10 protein-coding genes and 1 tRNA gene are annotated in these 10,879 nt (G+C 29.1%); 8 read left to right on the top strand and 3 right to left on the bottom strand.

Features of this window, described 5'->3' with window-relative positions; all coding sequences use genetic code 11:
- Nucleotides 1-838: 838 nt before the first annotated feature.
- Entirely contained in the window at nucleotides 839-1,072 is a 234-nt protein-coding gene (locus B3J44_RS17170) for a putative signal transducing protein (protein WP_017498760.1), read from the bottom strand.
- A gap of 110 nt (nucleotides 1,073-1,182) precedes the next feature.
- On the opposite strand from B3J44_RS17170, the gene rnr reads away from it, so the two are divergent.
- The 3 genes from rnr to B3J44_RS17155 are packed head-to-tail and all read left to right on the top strand — an operon-like array spanning nucleotide 1,183 to nucleotide 4,751.
- Nucleotides 1,183-3,366: a ribonuclease R gene (gene rnr, locus B3J44_RS17165; RefSeq protein WP_286969910.1), complete on the top strand. Its 2,184-nt coding sequence runs from the start codon at nucleotides 1,183-1,185 to the stop codon at nucleotides 3,364-3,366.
- A gap of 22 nt (nucleotides 3,367-3,388) precedes the next feature.
- Nucleotides 3,389-4,057: a head GIN domain-containing protein gene (locus tag B3J44_RS17160; RefSeq protein WP_286969909.1), complete on the top strand. Its 669-nt coding sequence runs from the start codon at nucleotides 3,389-3,391 to the stop codon at nucleotides 4,055-4,057.
- Nucleotides 4,058-4,070: 13 nt separating this feature from the next.
- The gene (locus B3J44_RS17155; protein WP_198855069.1) at nucleotides 4,071-4,751 is read left to right on the top strand and encodes a LysE family translocator; all 681 of its coding nucleotides are present in this window, start codon (nucleotides 4,071-4,073) and stop codon (nucleotides 4,749-4,751) included.
- Between the two features lie 502 nt (nucleotides 4,752-5,253).
- On the opposite strand, the gene B3J44_RS17150 is transcribed toward B3J44_RS17155, so the two are convergent.
- Both B3J44_RS17150 and folB read right to left on the bottom strand, forming a co-directional pair.
- Nucleotides 5,254-5,324: transfer RNA gene (locus B3J44_RS17150), tRNA-Cys, on the bottom strand.
- Nucleotides 5,325-5,418: 94 nt separating this feature from the next.
- Nucleotides 5,419-5,778, bottom strand: coding sequence for a dihydroneopterin aldolase (folB, locus tag B3J44_RS17145; RefSeq protein ID WP_111422890.1), 360 nt, complete (start codon nucleotides 5,776-5,778; stop codon nucleotides 5,419-5,421).
- Nucleotides 5,779-5,896: 118 nt separating this feature from the next.
- On the opposite strand from folB, the gene B3J44_RS17140 reads away from it, so the two are divergent.
- From B3J44_RS17140 to B3J44_RS17120, 5 genes are all read left to right on the top strand, one after another.
- Entirely contained in the window at nucleotides 5,897-8,014 is a 2,118-nt protein-coding gene (locus B3J44_RS17140; RefSeq protein ID WP_286969906.1) for a glutamine--tRNA ligase/YqeY domain fusion protein, read from the top strand.
- A 1,217-nt stretch (nucleotides 8,015-9,231) separates the two neighbouring features.
- Nucleotides 9,232-9,711: a hypothetical protein gene (locus tag B3J44_RS17135; RefSeq protein WP_286969905.1), complete on the top strand. Its 480-nt coding sequence runs from the start codon at nucleotides 9,232-9,234 to the stop codon at nucleotides 9,709-9,711.
- A 93-nt stretch (nucleotides 9,712-9,804) separates the two neighbouring features.
- Nucleotides 9,805-10,131, top strand: coding sequence for a YtxH domain-containing protein (locus B3J44_RS17130; protein ID WP_286969903.1), 327 nt, complete (start codon nucleotides 9,805-9,807; stop codon nucleotides 10,129-10,131).
- A 73-nt stretch (nucleotides 10,132-10,204) separates the two neighbouring features.
- A complete protein-coding gene (locus B3J44_RS17125) occupies nucleotides 10,205-10,555 on the top strand; it encodes a competence protein (RefSeq protein WP_286969901.1) in 351 nt (116 codons plus the stop codon).
- Nucleotides 10,556-10,557: 2 nt separating this feature from the next.
- Entirely contained in the window at nucleotides 10,558-10,812 is a 255-nt protein-coding gene (locus tag B3J44_RS17120) for a DUF6327 family protein (protein WP_286969899.1), read from the top strand.
- Nucleotides 10,813-10,879 lie beyond the last annotated feature (67 nt).

The raw sequence follows: 10,879 nt of genomic DNA, 5'->3' as shown, positions 1-10,879 counted from the left end.
GGTCCTGCGTGGTCGTTTCCTATCGAAATTTTCATTTTTTCTATACTATTTAGTTGTGTTATGCAAATTTACTTAATAAATAGATGTTTGCTACGAATTACACCAATTTTCACAAATTTTTTTCTTTATACATACTATATCAACAAACCAATTTATAATTAGCATACATTCGTAAATTCGTTATAAAAACTCTCATTTTACAACTATCTTACTGTCAAAACTTTATCAGTTATTAACAATTTTAATAAGTCTATAACTATCTCAAAATCAATAAATAATATTCAGAATATTTGTTAAAATTTTGAGGTGTTAATAGTAGTTTGTAATTGCTTGATATTCAATTAACTTTAAGTTAACAAAAAATGTTAATAAGTTCGAAAAGAAAATTAGAAGTTTTTTTTGGTTGTGTCAAAAAAATGCCTAATCCAAAACTGGATTGAAATACACAAGAAAAGTTTCGTGATTTTTTGGAAAAGTTATCAATATTAAAAATACCATTTTCAACACAAATCAACATATCAACTTATCTACAAAATGAATTCAATTTTGGTTGTCAACCGTTGTTAATTAAAATGCAAAAAGTCTTAAAAATTAATCATTTAACCAAAAATAACTATGTTGATAACTCAGAATAAATAAGTAAAACGAGATTTCAATGACTTCAAAAAAAAATTTATTCGACATATTAACACGCTATAATAACCATAAATTTTTTTTAAATTTTTAAAAATCTTTTTTGTTGTATTTAATATATGTTGAAAACTAAAAAAGTTGAAAAGGAAAAAAATTTTTTGATGAATTGAATTTTACTCTGTTTTGAGTTTGTTTGAATTTTGTTTTAGACGATTTTGAGAGGATTGTTGAGATTGTCCAAGATTTGCTGAACTTCTTCGAAATCGTTTGGATGAACTTTGAGTTTGATTCCGCCAAGTGCCGTTGAGTATAATGGAACGACTGAGAGCGTCATTTCGTTTTCGAAAAAATAAGGAATTCCTTCTTGTTCCAGTAAGTGTTTGAGAACCACTGTTTCGTGCAGATAATTGAATACGGCAATCGTTTTAAAGCTTTCCATTTTAGGTCTTTTTGTAAATGTACGAAAAGTTATATTTTTAATAATTCTATTTGCTAAAAAGTATTATCTGATATCTTATTTGTAATTTTAAGCCTTATTAGAAAAGATATATGAGTAAGAAAATTAGAAAGCCGATAAAAAAAGAGAAAGATTTCTCTGGAAAAATACTTAAGATTTTATCGCAAAATGCTAATAAACCTTTCAATTACAAACAAATAGGAGCTAAGCTAGAATTAGATGATACAAAAAGCAGAAATCAGATCATAAAAGATTTAAAGATTCTTGCAGCTCAAAAGAAGATTATAGAAACAGAACCTGGAAAATACTTGATTAAAGCAGTAAGCCAGGATTATTACGAAGGAACAATAGATATGACAAGCAGAAAAACGGCATATTTTATTTGTGATGAGTTTGAAGAAGATGTTTTTATTCCTACCAATAATTTGAATCGTGCATTAGATAAAGACAAAGTAAAAGTTTACGTTTATAACAGAAGAAAAGGTAAAAGACCTGAGGGTGAAGTTATTGAAGTTATTGAAAGAGATAAAACAGAATTTGTAGGTGTAATAGATATGCAGCCAAATTTTGCTTTTGTGTCTACTGCAAATCCTAAAATGTATACCGATATTTTTATTCCTAAGGATAAACTTGGTGAAGCAGAAAACGGTGATGTAGTTTTAGTGAAGATTGAAGATTGGCCAAAAAGAGCCGATAGTCCGTTCGGATCTGTAATTAGAGTTTTAGGAAAACCTGGAGAACATAATACTGAGATTCATGCTATTTTAGCAGAATACGGATTGCCTGCAGATTTCCCTGTAGAAGTTGAAGTCTTTGCACAAAAACTAGATACTTCAATTCAGGAATCTGAGATTGCAAAACGTCGTGATATGCGTGATACGCTTACGTTTACGATAGATCCAAAAGATGCAAAAGATTTTGATGATGCCTTGTCTTTCAAAAAATTAGAAAACGGAAATTTTGAAATCGGTATTCACATTGCCGATGTTTCGTATTATCTAGAAGAAGGAACAATCTTGGATGATGAAGCATATCAAAGAGCAACCTCAGTTTATTTAGTAGATAGAGTAGTGCCAATGCTGCCAGAAGTATTGTCTAACTTTGCGTGTTCATTACGTCCGAATGAAGAGAAATATACATTCTCTGCAGTATTCGAAGTTTCTCCAACAGCTCAAGTTATTAACCAATGGTTTGGAAGAACTGTAATATATTCAGATCAGCGTTTTGCTTACGAAGAGGCTCAGCATATTATTGAAACAAAAGGAAATAATACAATTCCAGTTGATATTTCTATTACTGGAGAATCTTATGTGGTTTCAGATGAAATTGTTGAAGCTACTTTAAAACTAGATGAATTAGCTAAGATTTTGAGAAAGAAAAGAATGCAGCAAGGCGCTATTTCTTTTGATAAAGTGGAAGTAAAATTTAATCTTAACGAAGAAGGAGAACCTGAAGGGGTTTATTTCAAAATATCAAAAGATGCTAATCATTTGATTGAAGAATTTATGCTTTTAGCCAATAGAAAAGTGGCAGAATATATTGGAAAACAGAAGAAAACCTTTGTTTACCGTATTCACGACGAACCAAATGAAGACAAACTGGTTGCAATGCAGACAGTTATTGCTAAGTTTGGTTATAAAATTGATTTTAGAACCAAAGGTGATATTGCCAAATCAATCAATGCTTTGATGGAAGAAGTAAACGGTAAGAAAGAACAAAATCTTATTGATACTCTTGCTATTAGAAGTATGAGCAAAGCCAAATACTCGACTGATAATATTGGCCATTATGGTTTAGCTTTTGATTATTATAGCCATTTTACATCGCCAATTCGTCGTTATCCAGACGTTATGGTACACCGTTTGTTGCAGTATTATTTGGATGGAGGAGCTTCTGTAGACGAAGAAACTTACGAAACCAAATGTCTGCATTGTTCAAACATGGAAAACTTAGCAACAAATGCTGAGCGAGATAGTATTAAATACATGCAGGTTAAATACATGCAGGATCATCAGGATGAAGAATTCCTTGGTGTTATTTCTGGTGTTACCGAATGGGGAATTTATGTTGAAATCGTTTCTAACAAATGCGAAGGAATGGTAAGAATCAGAGAAATAAAAGAAGACTACTATACTTTTGACGAAAGACAATATGCATTGGTTGGAGCTACTTCAAACCGTTTATTGCAATTGGGAGACGAAATTTATGTAAAAGTAAAAAATGCTGACTTGGTGAAAAAACAACTTGATTTTCACTTTTTAAGAAGAGCAGAATAAATATTAATTTAAAAATAAAAGTATGAAAAAGCTAATTATAGGAGCAGCAATTTTATTTGTACAAATGTCTTTTGGTCAAGTTACCAAAGAGTTAGGAGATTTTGATACCGTAAAAGTATTTGATAAATTAAGTGTAAAATTAGTTCCAGGGTCTGAAAATAAAATTGTGATAAAAGGAACAAGAGAAGCAGAATTAGAAGCTGTTAATAAGAATGGTATTTTAAAATTAAGAATGCCATTTCCAAAACTTTTGTCAGGAAATGATCTTGAAGTAACTTTGTATTATAAGCATTTAGAATTAATCGATGTCAATGAAGGTGCAACTGTAACAAGCAGTGACGTAATCAAAGCAACTTCATTTAAAGTAAGTGCACAAGAAGGTGGAGTTATAAATGTTGATTTAGATGTTGATAAACTAAAAGTAAGCTCAGTATCAGGAGGTTCTATCACATTAACTGGTAAAGCAGCAAATCAAGATGCAAGTTTAGGAGCTGGAGGATATTTACTAGCAAGTAAATTGAATACGTCTCAGACTACTGTAAGCGTTTCTGCGGGCGGAAAAGCAGATGTTAATGCTTCTACCCTTGTCGATGCAAAAGTAAGCGCAGGAGGCTCTATTTACATTTATGGAAAACCAAAACAAATAAATCAGAAAACAGTTTTTGGTGGTAAAATCGAAGAAGTAAAATAACACGAGATATTTGATGATAAATGATATTCTGGCTGGACTGCCATGGGGACTTGTTCTTAGTTTTATGGTTGGCCCAGTATTTTTTGTTTTATTAGAAACCAGTATTACAAAAGGTTTTAGATCTGCAATTGTTTTCGATTTAGGCGTAGTATTAGGCGATATTTTCTTTATTGCTATTGCTTATTTAGGAAGTTACAGATTGATTTCAAGTTTAAAAGACGATCCAGCTCTTTTTATTTTTGGAGGGATAATTATGCTTTCTTATGGAATTATTTCTTTTGTAAAACTAAAAAAAGAAGAAAAAATAAACGACGAAGAAATTGACCGTGATATTTTAAAAAGAAACTACGCAAGTTTGTTTGTAAAAGGGTTTTTATTGAACGTTATTAACATTGGAGTCTTAGGATTCTGGTTAGCAGTAATTATTTCTGTTGGACCAAAACTAGAAATGCAGACCCCTAGAATGATGACTTTTTTTGCCGCTGTAATCATCACTTATTTATTAATTGATTGTGCTAAAATTTTATTAGCCAAACAATTAAAATCAAAAATGACTCCAACTAATATTCTTAAAATCAAAAAAGGAATTAGCGTTGTTTTAATGGTTTTCGGATTTGCATTAGTAGTTCAAGGTTGGTTTCCAAAAGAAAAAGAAATGGTTAAAAATGCCTTCGAAAGAATAGAGAAGAAGTAGTTGTTAATAACTCAAAAATATAAAATTAAACCTCTGAATTTCAGAGGTTTTTTTATGTTTATAACTGTTAGTTTAGAACTTTGACAAAGTTGACAACAGTTTGTCATTTCGACGAAGGAGAAATCTCCGCAAGTAACTCCGCAACAATTATCCAATCTTTGTAGAGCTTCTCGTGGAGATTTCTCCTTCGTCGAAATGACAAGATTGTGTATAATCTTCATAGAGTAACAAACCCGACAGGTTTTTAAAACCTGTCGGGTTTACTTGTAAAATTTAAAAATTAAACATAAAAAAACCTTCAAATTGCTTTGAAGGTTTTGAGGCATCGTGCAGATTCAAACATAAATCTTTATCTAATTTTTTCTAAAAATTAAACATAAAAAAACCTTCAAATTGCTTTGAAGGTTTTGAGGCATCGTCCGGATTCGAACAGTATATTTTTAATTAATTTTTTCTAAAAATTAAACATAAAAAAACCTCTAAATTGCTTTAGAGGTTTTTGAGGCATCGTCCGGATTCGAACCGGAGTAGGAGCTTTTGCAGAGCCCAGCCTAGCCGCTCGGCCACGACGCCATTACTTGAACGGTTGGCAAAAGTAACTAAAATCTTTAAATTTCAAAAGTTTCATAGTAACTATTTTAAAATTTTAGGAATTTAATTTTAGAAATTACTTTCTAATTTCCGTCATTTTTATAGTAACTGACTCAACATCACCACCAATAGGCGGATTTATTTTAGAAACCCAAACTGTTGTTTTTTCTACCATTTCTATCTCTGCCAGTACGCGAATATTGATTCTTTTGGCCACATGTTCTAATAAATGTGAACGAATTGCCATTTCTTCGGCTACAATTTTGTTCAAATGAACATAATCCACAGTGTCTAAAAGATGATCTGTTTCTGCTGATTTCTGTAAATTGGTTTTAATTTTTAAATCTACTTTGTAATCAGATCCAATTTTTCCTTCTTCAATTAAACATCCGTGGTAAGAAAAAGTACGGATATTTTTAAGTTTAATGACTCCCATTTCTAAATTTAGTTTCAGGTTTTAAGTTTCAAGTTTAGAGTAAGTTTCCAAAGAAAACCATAAACCATAAACTATAAACTATAAACTTTTTTATCTTTGCTAAAATTACTATAAAATAATGGCATCAGAAGAGAAATCACTCAATTTTATTGAACAAATCATAGAGGAAGACGTAAAATCAGGTCTTTCAAATACTAAACTTCGCTTTCGTTTTCCACCAGAACCTAATGGTTATTTACACATTGGGCACGCGAGTTCTATTGCGTTAAATTTTGGTTTAGGAATTGATTATCAATCTCCTGTAAATTTACGTTTTGATGATACCAACCCTGAAAAAGAAGAACAGGAATTTGTTGATGCTATTAAAAAAGATGTGGAATGGTTAGGATATACTTGGGCAGAAGAATGTTATGCATCAGATTATTTCCAACAATTATACGATTGGGCAGTTTTCTTAATTAAGAAAGATAAAGCTTATGTTGATAGTCAGACTTCTGAAGAAATGGCGATCCAGAAAGGAACTCCAACAACTCCAGGAACTGACAGTCCGTACAGAAATCGTTCTGTTGAAGAAAACTTAGATTTATTCGAAAGAATGAAAAATGGTGAATTTGAGGCTGGTACACATATTCTTCGTGCAAAAATTGACATGAAGTCAACTAATATGTTGATGCGTGATCCTATCATGTATAGAATTTTACACAAACATCACCACAGAACTGGAGATGCTTGGAAAATCTATCCAATGTACGATTGGGCACACGGACAAAGTGATTATTTAGAACAAATTTCTCATTCATTTTGTACACTGGAATTCTTGCCTCACCGTGAATTATACGATTGGTTTTTAGATCAGATTTTAGATGAAAATAAACTTCGTCCAAAGCAAAGAGAATTTGCTAGACGTAACTTATCACATACTGTTGTTAGTAAAAGAAAATTACAGCAACTAGTTAAAGAAAAGCATGTTAACGGTTGGGATGATCCAAGAATGTCAACCATTTCTGGATTAAGAAGACGTGGTTATACAGCTGCTTCTTTACGTAATTTTGCTAACACAATTGGTATTGCAAAACGTGATAATTTAATTAATGTATCGGTTTTAGAATTCTGTATTCGTGAAGATTTGAACAAAATTGCACCTCGTGTAATGGCTGTTTTAGATCCTGTAAAATTGGTAATTACCAATTATCCAGAAGGAAAAGAAGAGTGGTTGGAAGCAGAAAATAATCAAGAAGATGAAAGTGCCGGATTCAGAAAAGTGCCTTTTTCTCGTGAATTATACATAGAAAGAGAAGACTTTTTGGAAGAAGCTCCAGCTAAATTTTTCCGTTTGACTTTAGGAAAAGAAGTTCGTCTTAAAAATGCTTATATCATTAAAGGTGAATCAGTTGTAAAAGATGAAAACGGAAATATTACTGAAATTCATGTAACGTATGATACTGATTCTTTGAGTGGAAGTGGGACAGAAGCAAGCCAAAGAAAAGTGTCTGGAACCTTACATTGGGTTTCTATAAAACATGCTTTGGAAGCAGAAGTTCGTTTGTACGATCGTTTGTTTACAGATGAAGCTCCGGACAGTTATAAAGAGAAAAATTTCTTAGATTTTGTGAATCCAAATTCATTAGAAATTGTAACTGGATTTGTTGAACCAAGTTTATCAACAGCTCAAAATGAAGATAAATTTCAGTTTCAACGTTTAGGATATTTTACTGTTGATAAAGATTCAACTGCTTCAAAATTAGTATTTAACAAAACTGTTGGATTGAAAGATGCTTGGGAAGAAAAAGGTAAAAAAGAAGAAAATAGCATTAATAATTCTTTGAAAGATATCAACAAATATTTTAAAGTTGAGACTAAACCTGAAAGAATTGCAATTGAAAGTGCGATAGGAGAGAACATTAAAAACATCTCTAGTTTTTCACTTTTACAAAACTCTTTGAAAAAGAATATCAACAATAATAAGGCTTCGTTGTTGTTTTCTCAGTTTATTTTGAAATATTCAAACTGGAAATCAACAGATTTTGAAGAAGAAGATATTAAGAAATTATATTCAATGTCTCTAAAAAGTGAATCGACTTATGTTAGATCAAAAGCACTTTTAAATTTAAGAGATATTGAAAGCGAAAGTTTCAAAAATCAGTTTGATGATGAAATTTTGAAATTATATTCAAATCCACCAAAAAATGCTTCTGAAAGAGAAATTGAAATTCTTTCTGAAATGGTTAAGAAGTAATATCAGATAAATTTATTAAAAGCGCTTTTATAAGCGCTTTTTTTTATTATATAGGTTAACTATTAAAAAGTAAAATTTTATAATTTTTATAGATTAAAACTGACTTTAATAAATTTAATTTAATCGAAAATAAAATTTTATTGGATAAGGAATTCATTTTTTTATTTTAAATCTATTAGAAAGCTTTATTTTGATTTTGTACTTTTTTTATGTCTAATTTTTGTTTTAAATGCTTAATAATAAAATTTAATTATTTAAAATGTGTAATTTTTAATATTTTACCTATTATTTATAAAATCTATTAAATTTAATATTTTTATTTATTTTATATATTAAAAGTGACTTTAATAATTTAATTTTAAAGAAGAATAAAAAATAGTCGAGTAGAGAAGATCTTTTTTTTACTTTTCATTCATTAAAACTCTTTATTTTATTTTTTTACTTTTTTGCTTCCAGTTTTCTTCTAAAAAAACTAAAATTAAAGTTTTTTCTTATTTTTTTAATTTTTGGCTTCAATTTTTATAATTATAAGTTTTGGTTATTATTATAACTTAAAATTTAGATTATAATTATTATTTATAAAATTGACTGTAAAATTTAAATCTATAGCTTTTAATTATTCTTTAAGCATTTGATTTTAATTTTATTTATATAAATTTTTATTATAGATTTTTTAAAAATTTAGTTTTTAATTATTATTTATAAAAATGATTAAAAATGTAAAAATAATAGTTTTTATAGATTAATTTTAACCTTCATAAATTAATTTTAAGACGTTTTTTAAACGTGTTTGATATATAACTCATTTTTTAGATAATTGTTTATTTACGGTCTTTATTTTAGTTTTTACTGTTATTTTAGTCAGTTTAACGGGTTGTTAACACACAATTGTTTATAAAACTGCTATTTTTAACTCAATACCAAAAGTCAGAGATGATTTTTGTAAAAAATTAAAATTTGCCGTAAAGAATCTAAGTTGAAATTTATTGTTTTTAGAAACTCGTAATTTTTATAATAATAGATTTTCAAAACTGATTTCCTAAAAAGACAATTTTATGTTCTCATTTTTATTATGATGTAATTTTGATAATATTTCCCGTAAAAGATATTTTTTCAAATTGTGTCATAATGTATAAAATACCATAATGTTGAATTTGAGTGAAAGTTTAGTTTTTAAATTTCAGGTCTGACAATTTTTAATTTAAATCTAATTTATCATGAAAATTTTATATTTCACACTAGCATTATTATTTGCAAATGTTGCAATGTCTCAAACACATCAAATTACAAAACACAACGGAGAACAACTTGATGTAAATTTTATTAAATCTGAAAATGGTTTTGTTTACTATTCTTTAAACGGAAGTTCTGAAGAAATCAAAATCAGTAAATATGCAGTTTCATCTATTACAAATAAAGAGACAAAACAAACTCAAAAAGTTTCTGATAAAATAGTAGTTGATTCAAAAGACGATTACAAAATGGTAACTGTTCTTCCGCAAGAAAAAACAATAGGACTGAAACAAGCAGCTAGTTTTACAGGAGTCTCAACAAGGACAAAAGGAGAACCGCCAATTGCAAATCAGAACCAAACTGCTATGAGAATCAAATCTAAATCGGCTTCAAATGGCTATCCTTTTGTTAGCATTGTTGAAAAAGCAGATGGTAAGTACGAAGCTGTAGCTTATGTGTATTAATAAGATTGTTAATTTTTTGTAAATTGCAATTAATCAAAGTTTTATCATTTTAAAAAAGAGTATCTTTATTAATAATTTTAAATTGTAACTATCATGTCTAAGAATTTAAATACAGCAGCAGCAATTTTGGCTGCAGCGGCTGCAGGGGCGGCAATCGGAATTTTATTTGCTCCAGATAAAGGATCAAAAACAAGAGCAAAAATTAAGGAAGGTATCGATGATGCTAAACATAATATCAAAGATTCTTTTGATGCCAGCTCTGAAGTTCTTCGTGAAAAATTTACGAGTGCTACTCATAATCTTGACGGAACTTTGAATGAGTTACTTTCTAATGTCAGCCATAAAACAGAAGAAGTAATTACTTTTTTAGAAACTAAATTGGCTGAGTTAAAAGCACAAAACGCTAAACTTCAGAAATAATATTTTGATAAAGCACATTACTTGCTTATTTTTATAAGAAAGTTTTGTGCTTTTTTTATTTAAAATTATAATTATGGCGTTTGAAGAATTAAAAGAAAATACTGATAAGGTTCAAGATCAGGCAAAAGAATATATTGAAAGTCATTTAGCTTATTATAAACTTTGGGGTTTTAAGGTTGCAATGAAATCGACAACTTTGATCTTTAAGTTTACCTTGATTTTGTTATGTTTCAGTATGGTTATGGTTTTTGGATCTTTTGCCGCAGCTTATGCTTTTGGTTCTTTGTTTGAAAGTAATGCTCTCGGATTTTTGGCAGTAGGAGGGATCTATCTTTTCTTTACCATTTTACTTTTCTTTGTAAAAGACAAATTTGTAGAAGGACCAATTTTGGAGAAATTTTCAGAAATCTTTTTTAATGATTAATTATGGAAAGAAAAAAATACTCTTCGTATGCTGAGATTGAAAGAGATCTAGAAATTCTAAAACTAGAAAAAGAAATCAATTATCAGAAATTGGTTTTAAGTTTTCAGAGAACTAAAGAAAGCATCACACCGCAAAATATTGTAAATGGTTTTATTTCATCTTACACAGGTTATGTCAAAAAATCATTTCCAGAAATTTTACAATCTATTTTACCTTTTATTATCAATTGTTTTATAAATAAAAAAAGAGGCAATTAAGCCTCTTTTTATTTTGTAATTATTGTTGAACATCTGGTTGAATGTCATCTTCATAACCAGATTGTCT

Source organism: Flavobacterium sp. UBA4854 (assembly GCF_002399805.1).
Lineage (GTDB): Bacteria > Bacteroidota > Bacteroidia > Flavobacteriales > Flavobacteriaceae > Flavobacterium > Flavobacterium ginsengisoli.
Note: the sequence above shows the minus strand (reverse complement) of the source record. Positions and strands in the feature narration are given on the sequence as shown.

Bases quoted from the DNA above. Each gene is read 5' to 3' on its own strand.
- B3J44_RS17135 (WP_286969905.1), top strand. From the start codon at position 9,232: ATGAAAATTTTATATTTCACACTAGCATTATTATTTGCAAATGTTGCA.
- rnr (WP_286969910.1), top strand. From the start codon at position 1,183: ATGAGTAAGAAAATTAGAAAGCCGATAAAAAAAGAGAAAGATTTCTCT.
- B3J44_RS17170 (WP_017498760.1), bottom strand. From the start codon at position 1,072: ATGGAAAGCTTTAAAACGATTGCCGTATTCAATTATCTGCACGAAACA.
- B3J44_RS17120 (WP_286969899.1), top strand. From the start codon at position 10,558: ATGGAAAGAAAAAAATACTCTTCGTATGCTGAGATTGAAAGAGATCTA.
- B3J44_RS17155 (WP_198855069.1), top strand. From the start codon at position 4,071: ATGATAAATGATATTCTGGCTGGACTGCCATGGGGACTTGTTCTTAGT.
- B3J44_RS17125 (WP_286969901.1), top strand. From the start codon at position 10,205: ATGGCGTTTGAAGAATTAAAAGAAAATACTGATAAGGTTCAAGATCAG.
- B3J44_RS17130 (WP_286969903.1), top strand. From the start codon at position 9,805: ATGTCTAAGAATTTAAATACAGCAGCAGCAATTTTGGCTGCAGCGGCT.
- B3J44_RS17140 (WP_286969906.1), top strand. From the start codon at position 5,897: ATGGCATCAGAAGAGAAATCACTCAATTTTATTGAACAAATCATAGAG.
- B3J44_RS17160 (WP_286969909.1), top strand. From the start codon at position 3,389: ATGAAAAAGCTAATTATAGGAGCAGCAATTTTATTTGTACAAATGTCT.
- folB (WP_111422890.1), bottom strand. From the start codon at position 5,778: ATGGGAGTCATTAAACTTAAAAATATCCGTACTTTTTCTTACCACGGA.